The 25,858-nt window shown below is 68.6% G+C and carries 26 protein-coding genes; 4 read left to right on the top strand and 22 right to left on the bottom strand.

Annotation, left to right across the window (positions count from 1 at the left end; translation table 11 throughout):
• Positions 1-23: 23 nt before the first annotated feature.
• The 10 genes from whiA to rpe form a co-directional block, all read right to left on the bottom strand.
• The gene (whiA, locus tag ACFWCF_RS05395) at positions 24-1,001 is read right to left on the bottom strand and encodes a DNA-binding protein WhiA (RefSeq protein ID WP_378558651.1); all 978 of its coding nucleotides are present in this window, start codon (positions 999-1,001) and stop codon (positions 24-26) included.
• On the bottom strand, positions 998-2,023 hold the full coding sequence (yvcK, locus tag ACFWCF_RS05390; RefSeq protein WP_378491754.1) for a uridine diphosphate-N-acetylglucosamine-binding protein YvcK: 1,026 nt from the start codon (positions 2,021-2,023) through the stop codon (positions 998-1,000). The genes whiA and yvcK overlap by 4 nt, the downstream gene beginning before the upstream one ends.
• Positions 2,020-2,943, bottom strand: a complete 924-nt coding sequence (gene rapZ / locus ACFWCF_RS05385) for an RNase adapter RapZ (RefSeq protein WP_378558136.1) — start codon at positions 2,941-2,943, stop codon at positions 2,020-2,022. Before rapZ ends, yvcK begins: the two co-directional genes overlap by 4 nt.
• Complete coding sequence (uvrC, locus tag ACFWCF_RS05380; RefSeq protein WP_378558133.1) at positions 2,940-5,099, bottom strand: excinuclease ABC subunit UvrC; 2,160 nt, start codon at positions 5,097-5,099, stop codon at positions 2,940-2,942. The genes rapZ and uvrC overlap by 4 nt, the downstream gene beginning before the upstream one ends.
• A 10-nt stretch (positions 5,100-5,109) precedes the next feature.
• Positions 5,110-5,583, bottom strand: a complete 474-nt coding sequence (locus ACFWCF_RS05375; RefSeq protein ID WP_378491751.1) for a PH domain-containing protein — start codon at positions 5,581-5,583, stop codon at positions 5,110-5,112.
• On the bottom strand, positions 5,580-6,077 hold the full coding sequence (gene ribH / locus ACFWCF_RS05370) for a 6,7-dimethyl-8-ribityllumazine synthase (RefSeq protein WP_378558130.1): 498 nt from the start codon (positions 6,075-6,077) through the stop codon (positions 5,580-5,582). The genes ACFWCF_RS05375 and ribH overlap by 4 nt, the downstream gene beginning before the upstream one ends.
• A complete protein-coding gene (locus ACFWCF_RS05365) occupies positions 6,077-7,327 on the bottom strand; it encodes a bifunctional 3,4-dihydroxy-2-butanone-4-phosphate synthase/GTP cyclohydrolase II (RefSeq protein WP_378491749.1) in 1,251 nt (416 codons plus the stop codon). Before ACFWCF_RS05365 ends, ribH begins: the two co-directional genes overlap by 1 nt.
• A 74-nt stretch (positions 7,328-7,401) precedes the next feature.
• On the bottom strand, positions 7,402-8,007 hold the full coding sequence (locus ACFWCF_RS05360) for a riboflavin synthase (protein WP_378558127.1): 606 nt from the start codon (positions 8,005-8,007) through the stop codon (positions 7,402-7,404).
• Positions 8,008-8,044: 37 nt separating this feature from the next.
• The gene (gene ribD / locus ACFWCF_RS05355; RefSeq protein WP_378491747.1) at positions 8,045-9,061 is read right to left on the bottom strand and encodes a bifunctional diaminohydroxyphosphoribosylaminopyrimidine deaminase/5-amino-6-(5-phosphoribosylamino)uracil reductase RibD; all 1,017 of its coding nucleotides are present in this window, start codon (positions 9,059-9,061) and stop codon (positions 8,045-8,047) included.
• The gene (rpe, locus tag ACFWCF_RS05350) at positions 9,058-9,741 is read right to left on the bottom strand and encodes a ribulose-phosphate 3-epimerase (RefSeq protein WP_378558124.1); all 684 of its coding nucleotides are present in this window, start codon (positions 9,739-9,741) and stop codon (positions 9,058-9,060) included. Before rpe ends, ribD begins: the two co-directional genes overlap by 4 nt.
• 354 nt (positions 9,742-10,095) lie before the next feature.
• Here rpe and ACFWCF_RS05345 point away from each other — a divergent pair, with 354 nt between their 5' ends.
• Complete coding sequence (locus ACFWCF_RS05345; protein WP_378558121.1) at positions 10,096-10,944, top strand: SDR family oxidoreductase; 849 nt, start codon at positions 10,096-10,098, stop codon at positions 10,942-10,944.
• 120 nt (positions 10,945-11,064) lie between these two features.
• Here the strand turns inward: ACFWCF_RS05345 and ACFWCF_RS05340 are convergent, their stop codons facing one another.
• The 3 genes from ACFWCF_RS05340 to ACFWCF_RS05330 are packed head-to-tail and all read right to left on the bottom strand — an operon-like array spanning position 11,065 to position 13,031.
• A complete protein-coding gene (locus ACFWCF_RS05340; protein WP_378558118.1) occupies positions 11,065-11,994 on the bottom strand; it encodes a 1-phosphofructokinase family hexose kinase in 930 nt (309 codons plus the stop codon).
• Between the two features lie 9 nt (positions 11,995-12,003).
• Positions 12,004-12,468: a class I SAM-dependent methyltransferase gene (locus ACFWCF_RS05335; protein ID WP_378558115.1), complete on the bottom strand. Its 465-nt coding sequence runs from the start codon at positions 12,466-12,468 to the stop codon at positions 12,004-12,006.
• Positions 12,465-13,031: a dihydrofolate reductase family protein gene (locus tag ACFWCF_RS05330; RefSeq protein WP_378558112.1), complete on the bottom strand. Its 567-nt coding sequence runs from the start codon at positions 13,029-13,031 to the stop codon at positions 12,465-12,467. Before ACFWCF_RS05330 ends, ACFWCF_RS05335 begins: the two co-directional genes overlap by 4 nt.
• A gap of 110 nt (positions 13,032-13,141) precedes the next feature.
• Between ACFWCF_RS05330 and ACFWCF_RS05325 the strand changes: the two genes are divergently transcribed.
• Positions 13,142-14,095 carry an LLM class flavin-dependent oxidoreductase gene (locus tag ACFWCF_RS05325; protein WP_378558109.1) on the top strand — a complete coding sequence of 318 codons (954 nt, stop codon included), beginning with the start codon at positions 13,142-13,144 and terminating at the stop codon, positions 14,093-14,095.
• 53 nt (positions 14,096-14,148) lie between these two features.
• Here the strand turns inward: ACFWCF_RS05325 and ACFWCF_RS05320 are convergent, their stop codons facing one another.
• The 4 genes from ACFWCF_RS05320 to ACFWCF_RS05305 all read right to left on the bottom strand — a co-directional run bounded on the left by ACFWCF_RS05320 (position 14,149) and on the right by ACFWCF_RS05305 (position 18,545).
• On the bottom strand, positions 14,149-15,396 hold the full coding sequence (locus ACFWCF_RS05320) for a glycerate kinase (protein WP_378558106.1): 1,248 nt from the start codon (positions 15,394-15,396) through the stop codon (positions 14,149-14,151).
• A gap of 67 nt (positions 15,397-15,463) precedes the next feature.
• Positions 15,464-16,987 carry an SLC13 family permease gene (locus tag ACFWCF_RS05315; RefSeq protein ID WP_378558103.1) on the bottom strand — a complete coding sequence of 508 codons (1,524 nt, stop codon included), beginning with the start codon at positions 16,985-16,987 and terminating at the stop codon, positions 15,464-15,466.
• Complete coding sequence (locus tag ACFWCF_RS05310) at positions 16,984-17,643, bottom strand: response regulator transcription factor (protein ID WP_378491740.1); 660 nt, start codon at positions 17,641-17,643, stop codon at positions 16,984-16,986. Before ACFWCF_RS05310 ends, ACFWCF_RS05315 begins: the two co-directional genes overlap by 4 nt.
• The gene (locus tag ACFWCF_RS05305) at positions 17,640-18,545 is read right to left on the bottom strand and encodes a sensor histidine kinase (protein ID WP_378558100.1); all 906 of its coding nucleotides are present in this window, start codon (positions 18,543-18,545) and stop codon (positions 17,640-17,642) included. The genes ACFWCF_RS05310 and ACFWCF_RS05305 overlap by 4 nt, the downstream gene beginning before the upstream one ends.
• Positions 18,546-18,588: 43 nt before the next feature.
• On the opposite strand from ACFWCF_RS05305, the gene ACFWCF_RS05300 reads away from it, so the two are divergent.
• Complete coding sequence (locus ACFWCF_RS05300; RefSeq protein WP_378558097.1) at positions 18,589-18,873, top strand: hypothetical protein; 285 nt, start codon at positions 18,589-18,591, stop codon at positions 18,871-18,873.
• 310 nt (positions 18,874-19,183) lie between these two features.
• Here the strand turns inward: ACFWCF_RS05300 and ACFWCF_RS05295 are convergent, their stop codons facing one another.
• The 4 genes from ACFWCF_RS05295 to ACFWCF_RS05280 all read right to left on the bottom strand — a co-directional run bounded on the left by ACFWCF_RS05295 (position 19,184) and on the right by ACFWCF_RS05280 (position 23,298).
• Positions 19,184-19,660, bottom strand: a complete 477-nt coding sequence (locus tag ACFWCF_RS05295) for a hypothetical protein (RefSeq protein ID WP_378558094.1) — start codon at positions 19,658-19,660, stop codon at positions 19,184-19,186.
• Between the two features lie 104 nt (positions 19,661-19,764).
• A complete protein-coding gene (locus ACFWCF_RS05290; RefSeq protein ID WP_378558091.1) occupies positions 19,765-21,201 on the bottom strand; it encodes an RsmB/NOP family class I SAM-dependent RNA methyltransferase in 1,437 nt (478 codons plus the stop codon).
• Positions 21,198-22,121: a methionyl-tRNA formyltransferase gene (fmt, locus tag ACFWCF_RS05285; protein ID WP_378558088.1), complete on the bottom strand. Its 924-nt coding sequence runs from the start codon at positions 22,119-22,121 to the stop codon at positions 21,198-21,200. The genes ACFWCF_RS05290 and fmt overlap by 4 nt, the downstream gene beginning before the upstream one ends.
• A gap of 166 nt (positions 22,122-22,287) precedes the next feature.
• Positions 22,288-23,298 carry an esterase/lipase family protein gene (locus ACFWCF_RS05280; RefSeq protein ID WP_378558648.1) on the bottom strand — a complete coding sequence of 337 codons (1,011 nt, stop codon included), beginning with the start codon at positions 23,296-23,298 and terminating at the stop codon, positions 22,288-22,290.
• A gap of 139 nt (positions 23,299-23,437) precedes the next feature.
• Between ACFWCF_RS05280 and ACFWCF_RS05275 the strand changes: the two genes are divergently transcribed.
• The gene (locus tag ACFWCF_RS05275; RefSeq protein WP_378558085.1) at positions 23,438-23,848 is read left to right on the top strand and encodes an NUDIX domain-containing protein; all 411 of its coding nucleotides are present in this window, start codon (positions 23,438-23,440) and stop codon (positions 23,846-23,848) included.
• Between the two features lie 19 nt (positions 23,849-23,867).
• On the opposite strand, the gene ACFWCF_RS05270 is transcribed toward ACFWCF_RS05275, so the two are convergent.
• Positions 23,868-25,858: primosomal protein N' (locus tag ACFWCF_RS05270; protein ID WP_378558082.1), on the bottom strand; the 1,991-nt coding region annotated here is incomplete at its 5' end.

Raw genomic sequence — 25,858 nt, 5'->3', positions numbered from 1 at the left:
GATCACCACTTCAGGGTGACGCGCTACGCTTCCTCGAGCAACTCTGCGGTCACCGCCGACTCGGTGTCGGCCACCCCGAGTTCCTTCGCGCGCCGATCGGCCATCGACAGCAGACGCCTGATCCGACCTGCGACAGCGTCCTTGGTCATCGGCGGATCCGCGAGCTGGCCGAGTTCCTCGAGCGAGGCCTGCCGGTGCTGCACCCGCAGTGTGCCTGCCGCCGCGAGGTGGTCGGGGACGTCGGCACCGAGGATCGCCAGAGCCCGCTCGACCCGTGCTGCTGCCGCGACTGCGGCCCGCGCCGACCGTCGCAGGTTCGCGTCGTCGAAGTTCGCGAGCCGGTTGGCGGTCGCGCGCACCTCGCGGCGCATGCGACGTTCCTCCCAGGTCAGCCGGGTGTCCTGGGCGCCCATGTGGGTCAGCAGCGCGCCGATGGCCTCGCCGTCGCGGATCACGACGCGGTCTGCGCCGCGCACCTCACGCGCCTTGGCCGTGATCCCGAGACGGCGGGCCGCCCCCACCAACGCGAGCGCGGCCTCCGGCCCGGGGCAGCTGACCTCCAGCGCCGAGGAGCGCCCCGGTTCGGTGAGCGAACCGTGCGCGAGGAAGGCACCGCGCCACGCGGCAGCAGCATCGGACACACTGCCGCCGACCACCTGCGCAGGCAGGCCTCGGACCGGCCGGCCGCGGCTGTCGAGCAACCCGGTCTGCCGAGCGAGTGCCTCACCGTCCTTGCCCACCCGCACCACGTACCGCGAACTCTTGCGGAGCCCACCCGCACCGAGAACGAGGACCTCCACCTGGTAGCCGTACAGCTCGAAGATCTCTTTGCGCAGCCGCCGCGCAATCGACCCCAGGTCGACCTCGGCCTCGACGACGACGCGACCCGCGACGATGTGCAGTCCACCGGCGAACCGCAGCAACGACGACACCTCCGCCTTGCGGTTGCTGGTGCGGGTGACGACGAGCCTGCTCAACTCGTCCTTGACCTCCGCTGTCATTGCCACGAGACGATCTCCCTTCCGCCACCGCCGACGGAACTGCTGTATCCGTCCGGCTTGGTCAGATACTGTCCGAGCGCCCTCGCCAACTTGGCGGGGTCATGCCGATGAGTGCCGGTCTCGGCCACATCGACGAAGTCCACGTCGGCACCGAATCCGGACGCCGCGCGGCGAAGATGCTCACGTTCGCGCCCCACCGGCACCGACGCCGCATCGACGACGACGTTGTCGACGCGGAAATCCGGGGCATGCTGCGCCAGAACGTGCAGATGCCGCTCCGCGGAGAACCCGGCGGTCTCCCCCGGCTCGGCAGCCAGGTTGAGTACCAGCACCTTCCGTGCGTTCGTGTGGACCAGGGCATCGTGCACGTCCGGGACCAGCACGTGCGGAATCACACTCGAGAACCACGACCCCGGCCCGAGCACCACCAGGTCGGCGTCGCACACCGCGTCCAGCGCATCGGGGCTTGCCGGTGGATTGGCCGGGATCAGCCGGACACGCCGCACCTTCCCCGGCGTGGTCGCGACCGCGACCTGGCCACGGATACATCGGCTTGCCCGCGGATCGGATTCGAGCCCGGAGACGTCCGCCTCGATGTCGAGGGCTATCGGTGACATCGGCAGAACCCGGCCGCGCACCTGTAGCAGACGCCCCACGGCGTCGAGAGCGGCGACGGTGTCGCCAAGGACCTCGTTCAGGCCCGCCAAGATCAAATTGCCCACCGAGTGCCCGGCGAGGGCGCCGGTTCCGCCGAAGCGATGCTGCACGGTCTCGGTCCAGACACGTACATCGGGGAGGTCGGCGGACATCGCGGCGAGAGCCATGCGCAGGTCACCCGGCGGGATCACGCCGAGCTCGGATCGCAATCGACCCGACGAGCCGCCGTCGTCGGCAACGGTCACGACAGCCGTCACCCGCTCTGTGAGCTGACGCACGGCGCGCAGCGTCGCGTACAGCCCGTGCCCCCCGCCGAGTGCCGTGATCGCCGGACCGGTCGGAGAATCTCCGAGATAGGTGCTCACTCGCGCCCCAGATCACGGTGCACGACATGCACATCGAGTCCGAGTTCACCGCTCAATCGCCCCGCCAGGGCTTCGGCCATCGCGACGCTGCGATGTTTGCCACCGGTGCAGCCCACCGCGATCGTCATGTAACGCTTGCCCTCACGCCGGTAACCGGCCGTCGTCAGGTCGAGCATCCGCAGATAACTGTCGAGAAACTCCGGTGCGCTCTCGTGGGACAGCACGTAGTCACTCACCGGCGCATCGCGGCCGGTCTGCGGACGCAGGTCGGGAACCCAGTGGGGGTTCGGGAGGAAACGCACATCGCATACGAGGTCGGAGTCCATCGGCAGACCGTACTTGAAACCGAACGATTCGACGGTCACCTGGATGGTGTCGGAGGTCGCATCTCCGAAGGCCGTTTCGATCTTGCGACGCAACTCCGGTCCGGTGAGCGCGGAGGTGTCGACCACGAGGTCGGCGGCACCCTTCACCGGTGCGAGCTGTGCTCGTTCGGCCGCGATCCCGTCGATGAGAGTGCGGTCGGCGGTGTCGGCCTGCAGTGGATGACTGCGGCGCACCTGCTCGAAGCGTCGCACGAGCACGGCGTCGGTCGCCTCGAGGAACAGCACGCGGGTCTGGACCGGCCGCGCGGCCAGTTCGTTGACGACCTGGCCGAGATCGCCGGTGAACAAGCGGCTGCGCACATCCATGACGATCGCGAGCCGCTCGAGCGGCGGATCGGCGCGAACCGCGAGATCGATCATCGAGATGACCAACTGCGGCGGGAGATTGTCGGCGACGAACCACCCGAGATCCTCGAGCGCAGTGGCCGCGGTACTCATCCCCGCCCCCGACAACCCGGTGATGATGATCACCTCAGCACGACGAGCGGCACCGTCCCCATCGGACCCGATGGTCTCTCTACCCACATCCGTCATTGCTGCGACTCCGCTCGTACTTCCGACACGCCGACGGTGCCATCATTGCCCACCGGCGTGTCTCCTGCATCCGGGTCGAGTTCCGGAGTCGGGTCGGCCGGTGGTGGCGAGGCGCCGTTCGGCGTCTCGCCGCGCAGTGCGTCGTGCACGGTCTGCGCGGTCGCGCGGCCGACCCCCGGGACCGCGGTGATCTCCTCGACGGTGGCCTCCCGCAATTTCGCGACCGACCCGAAATGTGTCACGAGTGCCTTGCGGCGCGCGTCGCCCAGACCACGGATACCGTCGAGTGCCGACGCCGTCATGCGCTGCGAACGCTTGCTGCGGTGGAAGGTGATGGCGAACCGGTGCGCCTCGTCGCGCACCCGCTGCAGCAGGTAGAGGGACTCGCTCGCCCGCGGCAGGATCACCGGATCCTCCTCGCCCGGCACCCACACCTCCTCGAGGCGTTTCGCGAGACCGATCACGGCGACATCGGTGATACCGAGATCGTCGAGGACCTCGGCCGCCGCCGCCACCTGAGGTGCACCGCCGTCCACGACGTACAAGTTCGGCGGATACGCGAACCTGCGCGGCCTGCCGGTGACCGGATCCAACGCAGCCTCCGGCGCGGTGTCGCCACCGTCGGCGCCACCCTCACCTGCCGCAGAGTGGGCAACGTCACGGTTGTGCCGGAGGAACCGTCGGCGAGTGACCTCGGCGATCGAGCCGACGTCGTCGGACCGTCCGTCGCCGGCGGCCTCCTTGATCGCATATCGCCGATAGTCGGATTTGCGGGGCAGACCGTCTTCGAAGACCACCAGTGAGGCAACGACATCGGTGCCCTGCACGTGGCTGATGTCGACGCATTCGATACGCAGGGGCGCCGAGTCCAGGTCGAGTGCCTCCTGGATGCCCTGCAGTGCCGCCGAACGCGCAGTGAAATCGCCCGCCCGCCGCAACTTGTGCTGGGTCAATGCTTCCTTCGCGTTACGCAGTACCGTCTCGGCGAGCGCCTTCTTGTCGCCGCGCTGGGGCACGCGCAGCCGTACCGGTCCGCCGCGGAGCCCGGAGAGCCAACGGCTCATCTCGTCCGGGTCGGGCGGCAGCGCCGGAACGAGCACCTCGCGTGGCACGGCGCTTGCGGCGCGGTCGATGTCGGCCTCTGTAGTGAGCTCGACCTCCTCCCCGTAGAACTGGGTGAGGAACTGCTCAACGAGCAGCGACAACTCTTCGTCCCGATCCGCGTCGTCGGATTCGGCCGGCCGCGCGTCGCGGTCGGCCGGCCGATCGACGACATCGCCGGACTTCTCGACGACCCAGCCTCGTTGTCCGCGGACGCGGCCTCCGCGCACGTGGAACACCTGAACGGCGACCTCGAGGTCGTCACCGGCGAACGCGACGAGGTCGGCATCCGTTCCGTCGCCGAGCACCACGGCTTGCTTCTCGAGCGCCTTGCGGAGCGCCCCGAGATCGTCGCGCAGGCGTGCCGCGAGTTCGAAGTCGAGTTCTTCGGCGGCGGCGTGCATGCGTGCTTCGACGTCGCGGACCAGCCGGTCTGTGCGGCCGGCGAGGAAATCACAGAAGTCGTCGACGATCCGGCGATGTTCGTCGGGATCGACCCGGCCTACGCACGGCGCCGAGCACTTGTCGATGTACCCGAGCAGGCACGGCCGCCCGATCTGCGAGTGCCGTTTGAAGACGCCGGCCGAGCAGGTGCGGGCCGGGAACACCCGCAGCAGAAGATCGAGGGTTTCCCGGATCGCCCACGCATGAGAATAGGGACCGAAATAGCGCACACCCTTACGTCGGGGACCGCGGTAGACGAACAGTCGCGGGAACTTCTCCCCCACACTGACTGCAAGCATCGGATACGTCTTGTCGTCTCGATAGCGCACGTTGAAGCGCGGATCGAATTCCTTGATCCAGTTGTATTCGAGCTGCAGTGCCTCGACCTCGGTGCGCACCACCGTCCACTCGACACTGCCGGCGGTAGTGACCATCTGCCGCGTGCGCGGGTGCAACGAGGAGACATCGGCGAAGTACGAGTTCAGCCGTGACCGCAGGTTCTTGGCCTTGCCGACGTAGATGACCCGGCCGTGCGGGTCGCGGAATCTGTACACCCCCGGCTCCGTGGGGATGGTGCCGGGGGCGGGGCGGTATGTCGAGGGGTCGGGCACGACGTCCAGGCTAGTCGTCTGCTCCGACACCCCGACCGTAGCGTGCTTCGATCTCGCGGAAGCGTTCCAGGGCGTCGACGGCGTGCGCACCGTCTCGGGCCTGCACCGCGACCACAGCCAGATACTCGTCGTCGGGAAGCTCGAGATGTGCCCACGGTGCGTCGTGCGGGAACGAGACGCCGTACACCTGATTCCAGCCGAAGAGCTTTTCCTGGAACATGTTCCGCACCAAGACACCACTCGCACCGGCGCGCAGACGAGGTCGGGTGAAGAGCAGCACACCGGACGCAACGACGAGCCCGATCGCGACCATCGCGATCTGGTCGGCGATGCGCAGGTTCACACCGGTGTCACCGCCCGATCGTAGGACGAGGGCGGCGCCGATGTGTCCGACCACCAGGAACCCGGCGATGAGCTGCGCCGCGAGGGTCATCTTGCGAGCACGGACGTCGAGCTCCCACTCGGTGTCGGTAGCGGCGGTCACGGCGTCGTTTCCCGGAGTCGACGCAAGGTGACGGCGGTGTCGAGTGCCGCCGCGCACGCCTGACCGCCCTTGTCCTCGACCGAATCCGGCAGCCCCGCGCGGTCGAGTGCCTGCTGCTCGGTGTCGGTGGTGAGCACACCGTTGCCGACGGGGGTGCCCTCGTCGAGCGCTATGCGCGTCAACCCGTAGGTCACCGCATCGCACACGTACTCGAAGTGCGGGGTCCCGCCGCGGATCACAACGCCCAACGCGACCACGGCATCGTGGGTGCGGGCGAGCTGCTGCGCGACCACGGGCAGTTCGATCGCGCCGGCCACGCGCTCGACGGTGACGTCCGCGACCCCGACTTCCTCGGCGACACGCTGTGCCCCCGCGATGAGCGCATCGGAGATCTCGGCGTGCCAGCGTCCCGCGACGATCGCCAGACGCAGACCCGCGGCGCCTGCGCGGTGCAGGTCGGGGAGTTGCAGGTCGGGTAGCCCTTCACCGCTCATCAGGCATCACCGGCCTCGTAGTCGTCGAGCCCGACCAGATCGTGACCCATCCGGTCGCGCTTGGTCCGCAGGTAGGTCAGATTCTCGGCGTTGGCGCGCAACGGCATCGGGACACGCTCGGTGATCTGCAGTCCGTATCCGTCCAACCCGACCCGCTTGGCAGGGTTGTTGGTGAGCAACCGCATCGACGACACACCGAGATCGACGAGGATCTGCGCGCCGATGCCGTAGTCACGGGCGTCGGCGGGGAGCCCGAGTTCCAGGTTGGCGTCGACGGTGTCGGACCCGGCGTCCTGCAGCTGATATGCCTGCAGCTTGTGCATCAGGCCGATACCGCGCCCCTCGTGGCCACGCATGTAGAGCACGACACCGCGGCCTTCCGCCGCCACCATCTCGAGTGCGGCGTCGAGCTGCGGACCGCAATCGCACCGCAACGACCCGAACACGTCACCGGTCAGGCATTCGGAGTGCACGCGCACGAGCACGTCCGCGCCGTCGCCATCGGGCCCGGCGAGGTCGCCGCGGACGAGCGCGACGTGCTCGACCTCGTCGTAGATGCTCTGGTAGCCGACCGCGGTGAAATCACCGTGCCGGGTGGGGATGCGGGCCTCGGCGACACGCACCACATGCTTCTCGTGCTTACGACGCCACGCGATGAGGTCGGCGATGGAGATCAGCGCGAGATCGTGCTCGTCGGCGAACACGCGCAGCTCGTCGGTGCGGGCCATGTGGCCCTCATCCTTCTGGGAGACGATCTCGCAGATCACACCGGCCGGGCGCAGATCGGCCATACGGGCGAGGTCCACAGCGGCCTCGGTGTGGCCGGGACGACGCAGCACGCCGCCTTCCTTCGCGCGCAGCGGCACCACGTGGCCGGGACGGGTGAAATCCAGCACGGTCGAATCGGGGTCGGCGAGCAGCCGCATCGTGGTGGCGCGGTCGGACGCCGAGATGCCGGTGCCGATACCTTCCTTCGCGTCGACCGTGACCGTGTAGGCCGTGCCGTGCTTGTCCTGATTCGTGGAGTACATCGGGGGCAGCCCGAGCCGGTCGCAGTCGTCGCCGTCGAGCGGCACACACAGATATCCGGAGGTGTAGCGCACCATGAACGCTACAAGCTCGGGAGTGGCCTTCTCCGCGGCGAAGATGAGGTCGCCCTCGTTTTCACGGTCTTCGTCGTCGACCACGACGACCGCCTTACCGGCGGCGATGTCGGCGACCGCGCGCTCGATGGTGTCGAACCTCGTCACTTGCCCTGACTCCAAATCTTCTAGTCGGACGACTCGTGCTTCGCGTCCACTGTCCTGTTCCACAGTACGACCTGTCACCGAGCGTTCTGCAGTCGCTCCACGTACTTCGCAATCACATCGACCTCGAGGTTGACCGTGGTACCGGGCTCGGCGCCGCCGAGCGTTGTCAGCGACAACGTCGTCGGGATGAGAGAGATCTCGAACCATTCGTCGCCGGGTTCGCCGCCGAGCGCCGACACCGTCAGCGACACACCGTCGACGGTGATCGACCCTTTCTCGACGACATATCGGGCGATGCTCGCGGGCAACGAAATCCGGACCACCGTCCAGTTCTCGGAGGGGGTACGCGAGAGCACAGAGCCGGTGCCGTCGACGTGCCCCTGCACGATATGACCGCCGAGACGGCTGTTCACCGCCGCCGCGCGTTCGAGGTTGACGCGACTGCCCGGCGCCAGACCCTCGAGGCTCGAACGGTTCAGTGTCTCCTGCATCACATCCGCGGTGAACGAGTCGGTGTCCACCACGTCGACGACGGTCAGGCACACTCCGTTGACGGCGATCGAGTCGCCATGTTTTGCGTCGGTGGTCACCACCGGGCCCCGCACAGTGAATCGCGCGGCGTCCGCGAGGTCTTCGCGCGCCACGATTTCACCCAGTTCTTCCACGATGCCGGTGAACACGTTCGGCTCCTTCACTCCCGGCCAGGGACCGGGCTCATCAGTCCCGTTCCGGGACCAGGGTCATCAGGACATCAGCGCCGACGGTCTCGACGCGCTCCCGACGAAACCGTAGCGCCTCGGCGATCGTCGTGACGCCCGCATCCTGCACCGCCGCGCTTCCGGCCCCGAGCACGACCGGCGCGATGTACGCCTGGATGCGGTCGACGCGACGGGCCGCGAGGAACGCACCGGCAAGACGCGGACCGCCCTCGATGAGGACATCCGGGTGGTCGGTCAGTGCCGCAAGGACCTCGTCGACGTCGTGAGTACGCAGAACGAGGGTGGGGGCGCTGTCGTCCAGCACCCGCGCATCGGTGGGGAGGTCGCTGAACCCGACGACCACCCGCAGTGGCTGATGCGGCGCGAGGTCACCGTCGGGCAGGCGTGCCGTCAGCCACGGGTCGTCGGCGAGTACGGTGCCGGTGCCCACGATGATCGCGTCCAACCGGCTGCGTTCGTCGTGCACGCGTGTGCGTGCGTCCGGGCCGGAGATCCACTGGCTGGTGCCGTCTGCGGCGGCACTGCGCCCGTCGAGCCCCGCCGCGTACTTCCAGGTCACATGTGGCCGATCGGTGCGTTGCCGGTGCAGCCACGCCCGCAGCGGGCCGTGGGCCACGGCGTCGGCGCCGAGGCCTTCGTGAACCGCTATGCCCGCGGCACGCAGGGTGTCTGCACCGCCGCCTGCGACCGGGTTCGGATCGGCGATCGCGTAGTGGACGGTCGCGATGCCGGCCTCGATCAGGGCCTGCGCGCACGGTCCGGTGCGACCGGTGTGGTTGCAGGGTTCGAGAGTGACGACCGCGGTCCCACCGCGCGCCCGCTCTCCGGCGACCGCCAGCGCTCGCACCTCGGCGTGTGGACCGCCCGGCGGCGCCGTCGCACCGACGCCGGCGATGCGACCGTCCGCGGCGACGATCGCCGCGCCGACCGGCGGATTGGGGCTCGTCGTCCCGCGAACGGCTTCCGCCGCGTCGAGCGCGAACTGCAGCGCTTCGGCGAGTTCCGGTGCGGTCACGGCGCGAGGGTCAGATGCGGCGAGGCCTTCCCTGCCTGCGCGCGCAACTTGCGTACCGCCTCGCTCGGGTCCTCCGCGCCGTAGACAGCGGAGCCTGCGACGAAGCAGTCGACGCCGGCTTCGGCAGCGGCTTCGATGGTGTCGGCGTTGATACCACCGTCGATCTCGACGAGCAGACGCAGTTCACCGGAATCCACCAGCCGCCGCACAGCACGGGCCTTGTCGAGTACGTCGGGAATGAAGGACTGACCGCCGAATCCGGGTTCGACACTCATCACGAGGAGGGTGTCGAATTCCTTCAGGATCTCGAGGTACGGCTCGATGGGGGTGCCGGGCTTGACGGACAGTCCGGCCTTCGCTCCGGCGGCACGGATGTCCCGAGCGACCGCGATCGGGTCGTCGGTGGCTTCGGCGTGGATCGTGACGTTGTGCGCACCGGCCTCCGCGTACGGCGGTGCCCACCTGCCCGGATCTTCGATCATCAGGTGGCAGTCGAGAGGAATCTCGGTCGCTTTCAGCAGTGACTGCACGATCGGCAGGCCGAGGGTCAGGTTCGGCACGAAATGTGCGTCCATGACATCGACATGCAGCCAGTCGGCGCCGGCGACGGCCTGGGCTTCGTCGGCCAAGCGTGCGAAATCTGCGGACAGGATGGAGGGAGCGATCATCGGGTGGGCCACGTCTGGCAAGTCTAGTGCGCGCGGGAGCAGCCGGGGCCGGGGCGGGCAACACACCGAATCCGGGACCTTTTCCCCTGGTCGGCGAGCCGGCCGGATGGTTCCCTGGAGAGGGTCACGGCACTGTGCCCACAATCGTGGGTAGTCCGCCGATCTCGGCGAGGTGCCATCGGGTCCGTGTCCGCGGCAACATCGCGGTGGCGATCCCTCAGCACCGCAGGGGGGTGCTCCGGTGATCGCGACCGCGATGTGGCCCGACCTCACCCACCAGTCGACGAATTCACTACAACAGGTGAATCTCCTTCAGGAATCCTGCGGCGCCCCCATACTCGACGGCATCCGACGAAGGAGGCACCGATGAGCACTTCAGATCCGACACCACTCGCCGGCAAAACCATGATCATGTCCGGCGGGAGCCGTGGAATCGGCCTCGCGATCGCGTTGCGCGCCGCGCGCGACGGCGCCAACATCACACTGATCGCCAAGACCGACACCCCGAATCCGAAGCTTCCAGGCACCATCCATACTGCCGCCGCCGAACTCGAGCGGGCGGGCGGGCAAGTGCTGCCGTTCGTCGGCGACATCCGAGACGACGACGCCGTGGCCGACGCCGTCCAACAGACGATCGCACGGTTCGGCGGTATCGACATGGTCGTCAACAACGCATCCGCGATCGATCTGTCCCCCACCGCCGATATCGCGATGAAGAAGTACGACCTCATGCAGGACATCAACTGCCGCGGCACGTTCCTGCTCTCGAAGCTGTCGATTCCCGCACTGCGCGACTCCGCGAAAGCAGGACGCAATCCGCACATCCTGACCCTGTCGCCGCCGCTGAACCTGTCGCCGAAATGGGCGGGCGGGCATCTCGCCTACACAATGGCCAAGTACGGAATGAGTCTGACCACGCTCGGACTGGCAGAAGAGTTGAAGAACGACGGAATCGGCGTCAACTCGCTCTGGCCGCGCACCACCATCGCCACCGCGGCGGTGCTCAACCTTCTCGGCGGCGAACACATGGTCAATTCCTCGCGGACACCCGATATCTACGCCGATGCCGCATACGTGGTCCTCACCTCGCCGAGCACCGAGGCGACCGGCAACTTCTACATCGACGACGAGGTGCTGGCCGCTGCCGGGGTCACCGACCTCGAGCCGTACCGGGCAGGCGACGGCGAGTTGCAGCTCGATCTCTTCCTCGACTGACTACGCGTCAACCTCCGGAACTTTCCTCCGGTTACACGGGTTTCCGCAGGTCGTCGAGTCACGGAAAGCCGGAGACATGGAGGAAAGTTCGGGCGACGCGGTGCTGCCGGAGTCGCGGAGTCACAGATCGCGGGCGAGCGCGTCGAACCGGTCGATGTCTTCGCGGCGACAGACGTGGCTGCCTGCCGTGAGCAAGGCCGCGGAGCCGCAGGCGACACCCAGCGCCAACGCGTCGCGCAGCGACCGGTCCTGCAACAATCCCACGACGAGCCCGGCGACCATGCTGTCGCCGGCCCCGACCGCGCTGCGCACCTCGACATCGAGGGCAGGCACCTGCACAGTGTCGTCGGCCGTGACCATGATGGCGCCGTCCGCGCCCAGCGACACCACGACGACCTCCGCGACACCACGTTCGACGAGCTCGCGGGCTGCGGTTATCCGGTCGTCCGACGTGGGGAGGTGGTGACCGACCCATTCGCACAGTTCGTCCAACGACGGTTTGACGAGGAACACCCCCGATTCGATGCCGGCGAGTGCGTCGCCCGAAGAATCGAGGACGAATCGCGCGCCTGCATCGCGGACGGCATCGGCGACCTGCCGTATGAAGGAGCCTGGCACACCGGGCGGGAAGCTTCCGCTGGCGACGACATATTTCGCGTCCTTCGCCACCTTCGTCAGCGTGACGAGGCACTGTTCCTGCTCCTCGGCGGTCAGTTCCGGCCCCGGGGTGACGAACCGGTATTCGAGACCACTCGTGCGGTCGATCGCGGTGAAGCATTCCCGGGTGTCGTCGGCGATGGGCACGATGTGTTCTTCGACATCATCGTCGTCGAGTAGCCCGCTCATCTGTTCGCCGCGCGCACCCCCGGCCGGATACACCGCTGCGGCCGACGCACCGAGCACGCGCGCAACTTTCGCGACGTTCACCCCGCCCCCGCCTGCGTCGTAGAACGGCTCGTCGCACCGGAGTTTGCGGGTATGAACCACCTGGTCGGTGAATGTGGTGACATCGAGGGCCGGGTTCATGGTCAGTGTGACGATGTCGGGCATACGCGAACCCTATTGGCAGAGGTGCGCGCTCGTCGACTCCGAGGGCCCGTGAATCGGCAGTTCGAGCAATGGGTTTCCACCGTCGATGAAGAGTCGGGCGCGTGGGCGGGTTGCTGCCGCGATGCGTTCGATGGCTACTCGGCCTGCTTGGGGGTGCCGGCCGTCGAGGGCGCCGACACGGATCGCGAAGACGAGGTCGAACGGCTCTTCATCACCGGCCAGGGTGAAATCCTCGATGGCCACGTGGCGTGCACTCAGGCGGCCTGCGGCCATCTGGTCGATCGAGCGAGCCTTCAACTGTTCGATCGCGGTGGCGGACCTGTCGATCGCGAGGATGTGGCCGGTGGCCAGCTCGTCGGCGATCGCGCGGGCCGCAGGACCGGAACCGCAGCCGATCTCGAGGACTCGCAGGTGCGGTCGGATCGGCAGCGCTGCCACGATCTCGACGAGGCGTGGCGAGAGTCGGCTGTTCACTGCTCGAGCCCCGTTTCTCGGACGGTGTAGCGCAGCAGGGAGACGCCGCTCGGGAAGCCTCGGGCTTCGACCAGTTGGAGGTTCGACGTCTCGTACCCGTCGGGGAACAGCCGTCTCCCCCGGCCCTGGACGGCGGGATGGACGAACAGTCGGTACTCGTCGACCAGACCGAACTCGATCAGGCCATGGGTCAACATGATGCTGCCGGTGACGACGATGTCGAGGCCCGACTGTGCTTTCAGGGCCTGCACCCGGGCGACCCAGTCGCCGGTGAGCACGGTCGAGTTCTGCCACTGGGGGTCGGTCAGCGTCGACGAGACGACGTACTTCTCGATGCGGTTGAGCTCGTCGGTTATCCCGGTTTCGTCGTCGGTCTGCTGGGGCCAGAAGCCGCGGAAGTCCTCGAAGGTTCGCCGACCCAGCACGATCGCGTCGGAACCCGCGGACTGTGTACGGGTCTCTTCCAGCAATTCCGGGTCCTGGTCCATGGGATCGAACCAGTCCCCGAGCATCTCGATGGCGCCGTCGAGGGTGATGTTCTGGGTGATCGCAAGTGTCCTCATGTCCGGTATCGACACTGTCGGGGCTGCAGAATCATCGCTGTCTCCTGGCCTCGGATCGGGAAACCGTCGAATCCAGCATCGCTGCTCTGTGCGCGTTGCACCATAGTGTCATGGCAGGAATCAGTGTCACGGCAGGAATCAGTGTCACGGCAGGAATCGAGGTCGGAACCGGCCTGCCAGGAGCCCCTGGAGGCGCAGACACCACCGGCAGCCCCTCTATCGCGGCTGCCGCGCGCGCCGCCGAGGACATGGGACTGGAATCCGTCTGGATCTCCGATCTGATCCTCGGCGATGGAACACCGGCACTGGACGCACCATTGGTCCTTGCTGCCGCAGCCGCCGCGACGAAGCGACTGCGAATCGGGTTCAGTGTCCTCGTCGTGCCGCTGCGTCCCGCCCCCTGGCTCGCGGCGCAAGTCGCGACTCTGCAGCACCTGTCGGGTAACCGACTACTGCTCGGTGTCGGCTCCGGTGGGTTTCCCGACAGTCCGTTCTGGCAGGCCGTGGGTGTGTCCGGCCGTGATCGTGGCCGGATGACCGACGTCACACTCGACCTGTTGCCACGGCTGCTCACCGGAGACCCGGTCGGACTGGACGGAACGCGTCCACCACTGGTGCAGGCCCCGGCAGCGGTGATGCCACCCCTGTTGGTGGGTGGTACTGAGCACGCGTTCGATAGAGTCTTGCGGTTCGGTGCAGACTGGTGCCCGTCGCTGATTTCCCCGTCGGGTCTTGCCAGCGCGGTCGGGAAGCTGCGGGAGTCGGCCGTCGAACGTGGGCTGCCGATGCCGGGAGTCACCGTCGGAGGTCACCTCATCGTGGGCGATGACGCGGAGGCCCGAGCGGCCTACGACGCCTTCGTGCGCAACCTGGTGGAGGTGCACGGAATCCCACCGGAGCAGGCATCGGCCGTCCCGATCCGCGCACGTACCCCGCAGGAACTCGCCGAGGTGTTCACCGACTTCCACGCGGCCGGAGCAGACCGGGTCGTCGCGGGCGCCGACAACCTCGACTGGATGCAGTCCACCGAGTTCCTCGCCGCAGCACGCGCAGCACTACCTTGAAGGCATTCGACCTGCCTTGGGCGCATCGAGGGGCGAGGCGGCCGGCCTCCGCGTCAGGCCGCGGTTACCGCGGCGACCTGGCGCTCGACCTTCTTGCCGCGCCCCTTGCTCCGACACGCGACGGCAGAGCCGAGCATGAGCAGCCGCATGGACCGTGCTGCGGCATCGACGAGCAGGTCGTGTCCGTTGGCGACGGCGTCCTCGAGCTTCATCGGCACGGGGATGATCGAGGCGATCGCGCCGATCCCGACGTCGTGCACGTCCGGGGCACCCCGGCCGAGCGACCCGGCGAGCGCGAGCACCGGCACTCCGACCTGCTGAGCGCGTCGCGCGATCTCGGCGGGCACCTTGCCGTGCGGTGTCTGGAAGTCGATGCTCCCCTCCGCGGTGATGATCAGGTCGGCGCGGGCGACGAGCGCGTCGAGATCGATACCGGACAGGCCGCTGTCGAGCAACACGTCGAAGCGCGACGCGATGCGTGCCCCGGCGATAGTGGCGAGTCCGGCGCCGAGCCCACCCGATGCGCCGGTGCCCGGACCGGTCCTGATATCGAATTGAGCGGTACCGCTGTGCTGTTCGAGAATCTCGGCCCACCGATCGAGCGCGGCGGACAGCTCTTCGACCTGCGCGGGGCTCGCGCCCTTCTGCGGACCGAACACGCGGGCGACACCCCGCGGACCGCAGAGCACGTTGTGGGTGTTGCAGGCGAGGACGATCTCGGTGTCGGCGAGGGCGGGGTGCAGCGCGTCGAGATCGAGTCGAAGGGCATGCACGAGATGGCGGCCCCCGTCCGGAACGTCATGTCCGTCGCGATCGAGGATGCGAACGCCGAGAGCACGTAAGGCGCCGGCGCCCCCGTCGCTCGTTCCGGAGTCACCGCATCCGACGAAGATGCGACGGATCCCGTCGTCGAGTGCGGCGACGATGAGTTCACCGACACCACGGGTGGTGGTCGCGCCGGGGTCGCGGCGGTCGCCGGGCACGAGACGCAGACCGGCAGCCGAGGCCATCTCGACCACGGCGGTGCCCGAGGCATCGCCTCCGAGTCGCGCCCAGTGCGCGACCACAGGCTCGCCGACGGGGCCGGTGACGGTGGTCGGAACGAGGACGCCACCGGTGGCGGCCGCGAGGATCTCGGCGGTGCCCTCGCCCCCGTCGGGGATCGGGACGGTGTCGACGGCCACCCCGGGCAGCGCGCGGCGGACACCGATAGCGATCGCCGATGCGACTGTGGGGGCGTCGAGGCTCTCCTTGAATCCGCTGGGCGCGACAAGGATTCGGTGCGGAACCTTCAGTGCCATAACTTCACTCCGATCGGTGCGGTGAAAAAATGCGGTGAGAAAAATCAATGGGCGGATACGGGTGGGATCACGGGAAGAGCGGCATGCCCAGCAACGGCCACACGAACCAGGCGAACAACAGCACCAGCACGGCACTGAGAGGACCGAGCACCGCGGACAACCGCAGGAGGTCCCTGCTCGTGTAGGTGGGGACGTCCGGCACCGACGAGAACAGTGTCACCGGCTTCGCGGAACTGGGCAGGGTGTGACAGAAACCGGCTGCGGCGGTCGAGATGAATGCTGCGGCAAGCGGATCGACCCCGACGGTGGGCGCGAGCGCGACGACCACGGGAATGAGCACCGCCGACCGGGCCGAACGCGATTGGATCACAAGATGCGCCGCGGTCGAGACAACGACGACGACCACCACGAACAGCGGGCCCGCGGCCGCACCTCGTGCGGTGAGCGGTCCGAACGCGGTGTTCGCGAGCCAGTCCGCGGCGCCGCTCGTGGTGAGCGCGGTGCCGATCGACAGGGTGGCAGCCATGAACAACAGCAGCGACCACGGCACGGTCTTCAGCGCCGCTCCGAGTCGGACGGACCCGTAGCGCGGCGACGCCGCGACGAGTGCGCCGAGGAGCGCGACCACTGCCGGATGAATGCCGTGCAGCGGTTCGGTGCACCACAGCACCGTCACCACGGCAAGCAGCACCGCAGACCGGGATTCGGCGACGGTGAACGGTCCGGTCACCGGAGTCGACGAGTGAGCTTCGATGTCCTCGGCAGTGATCGTCAGATGTCGGCGGCGGTCGTCGGCGGCGGTGAACATCCGCAGCACCAGTTCCGCTGCGGCGTGCGACGAGACGATCGCGAGCGGCAGGCCCAGAAGCATCCACGTCGCGAAATCGAATCCGGCGCCGGTGGCGGTCGCGACGATCTGGCTGGTGATCAGGTGTGCTCCGGCACCGAGCAGGGATGCCACGGCAGACAGCAGGATCACGGTCGGGAACAGCAGCGCCAGTGCGCGCACCAGCCGGGGCCGGTCCGACAGGACCGCGGCGATGGCAACGAAGACCGGCAGAACGAGTGCCGCGCGGCCGGATGTCGACGGCACCGCGAAGGCGGTCACCACGAGCGCCGCGGTCACCAGGTGGATCAGGGCGCGGGGGGTGCGGGCGCCGGTGACGAGGAAGGCGGCGCCGCGTGTGGCCAAGCCCGACGAGGCAACGCCGGCGGCAATGACGAACGCCGACAGTAGCAGCCACACGATGTCGTCGCCGAGGGTGGCGAACAGCGCATCGGCGTCGGCGACCCCCACGACGGTGAGACCGGCTGCGGCTCCGAGCGCCACGTAGGTGTCGTCGACGCGGGTGAAGATCCACAACCACACCGCGATCACGAACACGATCAACGTGACCGCGGCCTCCGCGCTGAGAGCAGCGTCGGTGCGGGCGAGATGCACGATGCCTGCGCACGCCGCGACCAGGACTGCGAGGGCAGCGACCCGGCCGGGTGCTGCTCTGCGCTGCACACGCGGAGGCGGCGTCGACGGTGACGTCGGTGACGTCGGTGACGTCGGGACGCGCGGCGGTGTGGTGGAGTAATAGGTCATCGCAACCGGTACCCCGCTCCGCGAATCGTCTCGACGCGGTCGCCGCCGATCTTGTTGCGCAACGCGCGCACGTACACGTCGACGACGTTGGAGGCCGGGTCGAAATCGTAGCCCCACACGTGCCCGAGGATCTGTTCGCGGGAGAGCACCTGCCCGCGATGGCGCAGGAACACCTCGAGGAGGGAGAATTCGCGGCTGGTGAGGTCGACGGTGGCGCCGCCGACTTCGACGCGACGGGTCCGCAGGTCGAGTGCAAGATCACCGTCGCCGAGCACCGACGTCGGATCGGACGTGCCTGCGTCTCCGATACGCAGTCGGATCCGGGCGAGGAGTTCGGCGAACTGGAAGGGTTTGCTCACGTAGTCGTTGGCGCCGCCCTCGAGTCCCGCGACGGTGTCTGTGACGCTGTCGCGGGCGGTGAGCACGATGACGGGAGTGCGGACGCCTTCGCCACGGAGTCGGCCGAGGACGGTGAATCCGTCCATCCGGGGCAGCCCGATGTCGAGGATCACGAGGTCGAACTCGTCGCTGCGGGCCAGCAACAGGGCTGTGTCTCCGTCGCCCGCATGGGTGATGGTGTAGCCGGCGGCGCGCAGGCCCTTCTCCAGGAAGGCAACGATGCGTGTGTCGTCTTCGGCGATCAGGATGCGGCTCACGGAGTTGCGGCCTTTCGTGTGGCGGGTTCGGGGTCGTGGGTGGCGATGAGAAGTTGGTCGGAGTTCGCGATGGTGGGGCGTTCGACGGGAAGGTCGATGCCGAAGGTGGCTCCGTGACCGAGTTCGCTGTGGACCCACGCCGAACCGTGGTGGGCATCGGTGATGGCTCGGACGATGGCCAGCCCGAGTCCCGCACCACCGCGTTCGGGTGCGGGGCCGTCGAGGTCTGCGGCGCTGGGGTTGCCGCGACGGAAACGTTCGAAGATGCGGGTCGCGTCCTCCGGTGCCACTCCCGGGCCGGTGTCGCGCACCCACACCCGGAACAGGTGCTGTCCCTCGTCGTCGACGAAGGCGGACCCCAGCTGGATCACGTCACCGTCGCGAGTGTGCGAGACCGCGTTGGTAGCGAGTTGGAGGGTGGCCTGGGTGACGCGTTGACTGTCGATGTCGGCGACGCCCTCGGCGATCTCCATGAGCTGCCAGTCGCGGGTACCGAGCATCTGGGCCTTGGCTTCGATGTCGAGTGTCAGGTCGGTGACGTCGACGGCGCTGCGAGTCACGAAGTCGGGGCGTTCCGCCTTGGCGAGCACCAGCAGGTCGCTGACGATGCGGGCCATGCGGTCGAGTTCGTCCTCGACGAGCCGGAGGGTCGCGGCGCGGGTGGCGGCATCGGCGGTCCGGTCGAGTTCCATCACCTCGAGATGCCCGCGGATCACGGTGATCGGGGTGCGCAGTTCGTGCCCGGCATCGTCGACGAAGCGCTGCTGGGTGTCGTGCGCCTGTTCGAGGCGGTCGAGCATCGAGTTGAAGGTCTCGGCGAGCGCGGCGATGTCGTCGCGCCCGTGGACGGGCACCCGGCTCGTGAGGTCCTTCTCCCCGATTTCGGACGCGACTTCGCGCACCTGGCGGATCGGGGCGAGGATCTGGCCTGCAACGAGCCAGCCGATGATGGCGGTGAAGCCCGAGACCCCCGACCGCGACGAGCGCGATGGTGCGGATGGTCTCACCGACCTGTGCTCGCTGTTCGGCGGTGAACACGGCGACGATCAGGGAGCCGTTGTCGTTTCCCGACGTCACATCGGCACGGGCCCACCGCATCCGGCCACCGTCGACATCGATGACACCGGAGTTGGCGGGGATGCCGAGGATCTGGTCGAACAGGTTTCCGTCGTCGGTCAGATCCGGCGGCAGGTCGGGCCGGTCCAGTGCGATACGGCGATCGAACAGTAGTTGGCCCCCGAAGACCCCGACGATCACCTCGCCTTCCGAAGTGTGTTGCCGGTTCAGGTACACCTCGAGCATCCGGTCTACGGAGGTGAACGGTGCGGCGGTGGTCGGGTCCACACCGACGGCCGCGAACGCGCGGAACTCGTCGATCTCCTGCGTGATGTCGGCGTTTGCGTCGTGGTCGACGTCGCTGAGCAGCAGCACACGCGTGGTGAAGACCACCGAGACCAGTGCGACTGCTGTGGTGACGAGAATCCACGAGAGGATGCGCCAGCGGGCCGGCAGAGCCGACCCACTGGGGCGTTTCTCACCGTCACTCGCCATCGTCGTCCCAGTCGTCGCCCTCGTCTGCGTCGTCGTCCCAGTCGTCGTCTCCCCCGTCGTCATCCCAGTCATCGTCCCAGTCGTCGTCCCATTCCTGTTGCGGAGCGGGAATCGGCTGCCGTTGCACATCGGAGATCGGCGGAGACGAGGGGGCGCGCGTATTCGCCGCGGGAGGCCCGGCGGGTGCACCGGTAACGCCGGGAATCGGCGCGGCGCCGCTCTCGGCGACCACCGGCACCTCGGATGCGTCGGCAGGCGGCATCGGAGTCGCCGACGGTGAGGTGGCCGGATTCTCGACACCGCCCCTGAGGTCCGCATCGTCCGAGGGCTCGACGGACACGGTGATCGAGGCATTACCGACGTCGGGTGACCCGGCGTTTCCGCCGAGTGCCTGACCGGCCCATGCAAGACCCGCCGGGATCACCAAGAGCGCTACCAGCGCAGATATCCGCTTCACGACTGCCATGGCAACAATGTTCTATCGCCGTGGTGAACAGTTCGTGAAACGAAGATGAGAGAGTCTTCATCTTCGCCGGGGCGCGGTGTACTGCGCGCCCCGGCGAAGATGACTCAACCGATCGGTTTGCGCAGCGCCGCCATGAACATCGCATCGGTCCCGTGCCGGTGCGGCCACAGCTGCACACCCGGTCCATCGCCGAGCTGAGGTACTCCCGGCACGAGTTCGCGGGTGTCGAGTTCTTCGACGCCGTGGCGGCGCACTGCGTCGGCCACGATCGCGACGGTTTCGGACACGTGCGGCGAACAGGTCGAGTACAGCACGACGCCACCGGGACGCAGCAACTCGATCGCGGAGGCCAGGAGTTGCTTCTGCAGGCGCACCAGGTCGGCGACGTCGCCGGGTTGGCGGCGCCACCGCGCCTCGGGCCTGCGGCGCAGCGCGCCGAGCCCGGTGCAGGGTGCGTCGACGAGGATACGGTCGTAGCCGGGGTCGAGCCCGGGTTCGCGTCCGTCGGCCACGTGCACGGTGACCGGCATGCCGCGGGTGGTCTTGCGGACCAGGTCGGCGCGGTGTTCGATCGGCTCGACGGCGTCCACGGTGAATCCGTCGAGGTCGGCGAGGGCGCCGAGCAACGCAGCTTTTCCGCCCGGCCCGGCGCACAGGTCGAGCCAGCGCCCGCCGTCGTCGCCGGTGAGCGGTGCGAGGGTCAATGCCCGTGCGACAAGCTGGCTGCCCTCGTCCTGCACGGCTGCCATGCCCTCGCGGACGGCGTCGAGCCGGCCGGGATCACCGTGATCGAGGTGCACTGCGTACGGCGACCACGGCCCTTGTTCCCCGCCGGTGACGAGGGCCAGTTCCTCGGCGGTGATGATGCCGGGACGCGCGACAAGATGCACGATCGGGCGAGCATCGTCGGCCGCGAGCACCTCGGCGAGCTCACCCGCGTCCGCCCCGAGCGCGTGTGCGAAGGCCTGCGCGATCCACATCGGGTGCGCGTATCGGAACGCAAGGTGCCCGACGGGATCACGATCGGCGTCGGGGGCGAGTCGCTCGATCCACTGGTCCTCGGTCTGCTCACCGACACGGCGAAGCACGGCGTTGACGAACCCCGCTCGGCCCTGGCCGAATTCGGCGCGCACCAGATCCACGCTGGTGGCGACGGCGGCGTGGTGCGCGACACGGGTGCGCAGCAGCTGATAGGTACCCAGCCGCAGCACGTCGAGCAGCCCACCATCGATCTCGTCGACCGGACGCTGCGCGGCCGATTCGATGACGGCGTCGAGCAGGCCCTGCGCGCGGGCGGCGCCGTAGGTCAGTTCGGTGGCGAGCGCCGCGTCGCGGGAATCGAGTTTCCGTTCGCGCAGCAGGGCGGGCAACACCAGGTTTGCGTAGGCGTCGCGGTCACGGACCGCGCGCAGTACGTCGCGGGCCGCCGTGCGTGCCGGGTCCACCGCGGACGGCGACGGTCGCCGCGCCTGACGCGGTTTCGCGTTGCGATCGCCGGTGCCCTGACCGGGGCGGCGTGCTGGTCTGCGGGATTCGGTCACTGTGCACGCACCTTCTCATCGAGGCGGGCGCCGCGCGCCCAGTCTGCGGCGGCCATCGCTTTCTTGCCGGGTGGCTGGACGGTGCCGAGCCGGACTGCGGTCGTCGCCGTCCCGATGAACAGACCGTCCTTGCGTGCGAGGATTTCGCCGGGTTCGAGAGTCTCGTCCGTCACCGTGATGGGCCCGAGCTTCACACGCACGTCACTGATCATCGTCCACGCGCCGGGCGCGGGGGTGACCGCACGGATATGCCGGTCGACGACGTGCGCCGGGTGCGCCCAGATGACCCGGGCCGCGTCGACGGTGATCTTCGGGGCCAGCGAGACCCCGTCTGCGGGCTGGGGGGCGGCGCTGAGGATGCCGTCCGCGATGCCGTCGAGGGTCGATTCGAGAAGGGTGGCTCCGGCGTCGGCGAGGCGTTCGAGGAGGTCACCGGCAGTGTCCGTGCGGCGGATCGTCTCGGTGACCACACCGTAGACGGGCCCGGTGTCGAGACCGGCTTCGAGCCGGAAGGTGCTCGCACCGGTGATTTCGTCGCCTGCGGCGAGTGCGGCCTGCACGGGCGCGGCGCCGCGCCACGCCGGCAGCAGCGAGAAATGCAGGTTCACCCAGCCGTGGCCGGGGATGTCGAGGACGTCCTGCGGGATCAACGCCCCGTACGCGACGACCGGGCAGCAGTCAGGTGCCAGCTCGGTCAACCGAGCGACGAATTCCGGGTCGCGCGGGGAGCGCGGGGTGAGCACCTCGATGCCGTACTCGTCGGCGAGCTGTCCGACGGCCGAGCGCACCGCCTTGCGGCCGCGGCCTGCCGTGGTGTCCGGGCGGGTCACCACCGCGACGACGTCGTGCCGAGCGGACTCGATCAGGCGGCGCAGGGACGGAACAGCGGGTTCGGGTGTGCCCGCGAACACGAGACGCATGTCAGCGCACCACCGGCACGAAGTGAGGGGGTGTGGGGGTGGGTCCGGCCGGACGTGTCACGAATGCTGCTCCCGAGTCTCGACGACGATGATTCCCACAGTCTAAGGAGTCCACCGGTCCAGGGAGTCGACGGCTGCGACCCGGATGCAGCCGATCCTCCCGGACTCAGAAGTTGCTCTGCACGATCATCTCGGGGATTTCGGTGCCCAACGCTACGGGAACGCACTCGCCGAGACCGTAGCGGTCGGGGTCGAGAGAATGACGGACCAGCGCAAGGGTGAACGGGTCGTACACCATGTTGAAATGCCCGGTCCGGTTCTGCGGGCAGAGGTCCTGGATGATGTGGTTCACGGCATCGCCGCTTCGTAGTGCGACGTTCCCGGACGGTTGGATCACCTCGTCGACGCTCGAACCGATCGTGGTGTACCGCACGCCGGGCACCGTGTCGGTGGGGTTGTTGACCTCGGCGAGCAGGGCGGATCCCTCGAGTTGTTGGACGAGGGCTTCGGAGAAACTCGCCTGAGCGGTGTCCAAGGCGCCCGGCAGCAGGGCAGCGGCGGCGCCGAGGCCGTAGAAGGTGCCTCCGTAACTCGGCGATGCGATGCCCACCCAGCGGTCGACGACGTCCGCGCCGCCGAGTTCGTTGATGTAGTAGCGGGCGACGGTGGCGCCCTGCGAGTAGCCGGCCAAGTCGACCTCTTCGGCGCCGGTCGACGCTCGGACGGTGTCGACGAATTCGCCGAGTTGGACGGCGCTGACACGGATGTCGCCGGTGCCGTACTCCTCGTCACCTGCGGCCAGGCCGTAGTTCAGAGCGAACACGCACCAGCCCGACTCCGCGAGCAACGGAGCGAGAGCCGCGAAGTCGGAGTAACTATTGGAGTCGGTACCGTGGGCGAGTATCACCGGCCTGGGGTGTTCGGCCGACGGCACGCACGTGAAGTCGTTCGTGTCTGCGGGCGCTGCGCCACGGTGATGGTCGGCGTACTCGGCAGCCTCCGCATGGGTGTGGGCCACCGGGCCGGGGGTCACGGGAATGAAGTCGGTAGAGATTTCTGCGGGTTGTGCACCCGCCGGTCCTGCAACGAGGGCGAGGGCGCACAGTGCACCCACGATCGCCGCACCCACGATCGCCGCACCCACGATCGCCGCACCCACGATCGCCGCACCCGCCATCCGATGTGTCCGCACAACGTTCTCCTTCCCTCACCCGACCCTGTTCAATTGTGACTTCACACATCGCAATTGTCGCACCTACATGAGGTTCCACAGTGCGAGTCGTGAATCACGTGCGTCGCGCGGATAACATGTCGAGGTGGCAACGACCGGAGTGATCACCGTCAGTGCAGTCGTGTTGAGGAACGCAGCGGGGTCGTCGGTGCTGACCGTCCGCAAACGCGGAACGACCCGCTTCATGTTTCCCGGCGGCAAACCGGAACCGGGCGAGACCGCCGCCGAAACCCTGATCCGTGAATTGGACGAGGAACTCGGAGTGCGCCTGGACCCCTCAGCCCTGCGACCGCTCGGAGTCTTCCGGGCTGCAGCCGCCAACGAGGACGGATTCGAGGTCGAAGCCACCGTGTTCGAACATCCGACCGTGCCGATCGGGGGGCCTGCCGCCGAAATCGACGAGGTGCGCTGGCTCGACCTCGGTCTCGACATTCTCCCCGACGACATCGCGCCTCTGACGGCGCAGATGATGCCTGCGCTGCGAGCCGACCGGTGACGCCGCCGGCCTTCGCCCGCTAACCGATCTTCGGCGGATCCATCTGCACGCGCAGCGGCCCGTTCGCGCGGCGTGCCGTGCGGGTCGCCTGCGCCTGCCGCAGCGCCAGACCCAGCTCCCGCCCACGGTTGCGGGCAACCCGGATGAGCATGCGGTGCACCTCGTCGGGCTCGGGGTCGTCGGCACTGAAAGGCAGTCGCTGGCCAGGCGGTAGCGGCACCGGCCCGAGTACCTCTGCACCGTCGGGCAGATGTGTGGCCTCGATCAACTCGGCCACCGCTGCCGCTCCCCCGTCGACGGCCGCCATGTGGACGACGGGCGGGAAACCCACTTCGGCGCGATCTGCGACCTCGTTGCGCGCATGCCCGACCGGGTCCCATCGCACCAGTGCCTGCACAGTGGGGATCCCCGAATCGGCGACCACGACCACCTGGCCGCCGTCCGAAAACGACCGCACCAGCGCCGATGCGGTGAGCCACCTGCGCATCGTTTCTTCCGTGGCCCGCAGGTCGGCACGTCCGAGCAGCGCCCAACCGTCCAGCAGGAGCGCAGCACCGTATCCGCCGGGCGCGACGGGTTCCGCGCCGACAGTGGACACGACGAGCGCCGCCCCTTCCGGAGCGACCGCCTTGACGTCGGATCCTCCCGAGATCACCACCGGCACACCGGGAAACGCGCGACCCAGCTCCTCGGCGGTGCGTCCCGCGCCGACCACGACGGCACGTAAGGAGCGGGCACCGCATGCGTGACACCGATGGGTGGCGTCGGCAACGCCGCACCACCGGCAGGCGGGGACCGCCGCGCCGTCGGGTCCACCCGCGGACGGCAATGCGAGTGGTCCGTTGCAGCGCCGGCACCGCGCGGGTGCTCGGCACTTCCCGCACGCGAGTGCGGGGACGTAGCCGCGACGCGGCACCTGCACCAGCACGCCGTGACCGGCGCCGAGCGCCGTGCGTGCGGCAGCGAAGGCGATCGCGGGGAGCCGGGCGGCGCGGGCCGCGGGATCGCGGGCCAGCGCTTGGTCGCTGTCGGCGAGCGCGGTCACCTTCGGCGCCCACGCTCGCAGCACATCGCGGGACGGAACGAGATCGTGAGCCCATCCGGCCTCGACGAGCGACTGGGTCTCCGCGGTGCGGGCGTGCCCGGCGATGACGACCGAGGCATTCGTCGCGTGGGCGCGCAACGCCGCTACTTCACGGGTGTGCGGGTAGGGCGAGCGTGGTTCGCAGTGCAGGTCGTCGCCGTCGTCCCAGACGACCACCAGCCCGAGTCGCGGTGTGGGTGCGAACACCGCTGCGCGGGTGCCCACGACGATGCGCGCCGAGCCGCGCAGCGCGGCGAGCCAGCGCCGGTACCGTTCGGCGGGGCCGAGCCCCGCCGCGAGACCGACCACATGATCGACGCCGGCCACCTCGACGCATGCGGACAGGACCCGATCGAGGTCACGCTGATCGGGTACGACGAGGACCGCGGCGCGGTCGGTGGACGCGACGACCGCCGCGAGTTCAGCGAGACGACGCGGCCAGTCGTCGCCCGGAAGTACCTGCCACGCGGCACGGGCCGCGCGACCGGCACCGAGCGCGTCGAGGAAGTTCTCGCCGTGTCGATATCGCGCCCATGCGGCGTGATCGACTTCGGGCGCCGGTGGTACCTCCGTGACGCGAGGCGCTTCGGCTTCGACGCGGGCGTGCCGCGGCGGCACCGCCAGCCGCAGGACGTCCGCACGGGTCCCGGCATAGCGGGTGGCGACCTCGTCGGCGAGTTCGACGATCTCCTCGGTGAGGACCACCTCGTCGGACACCACGCGGTCGAGCATGCCCAGCTTGCCGGGATGGTCGCTCGTGGCGACTCTGGACAGGAGGAATCCGTCGACGAGTCGCCCCGCGAACCGCACACGGACGCGGGGGGCCGGGGGGGGGGCCCCGGCGGGGGGGGGGGGGGGGAGGTAAAAGAACAGGCGGGGGAGGGGGGGGTTGGGTAACAGCCGGAGTAACCCCGGGACCGGGGCGG

Source organism: Rhodococcus sp. NPDC060090 (genome assembly GCF_042729855.1).
Taxonomy (GTDB): domain Bacteria; phylum Actinomycetota; class Actinomycetes; order Mycobacteriales; family Mycobacteriaceae; genus Rhodococcus.
This window is presented reverse-complemented; position numbering and strand designations above follow the sequence as displayed.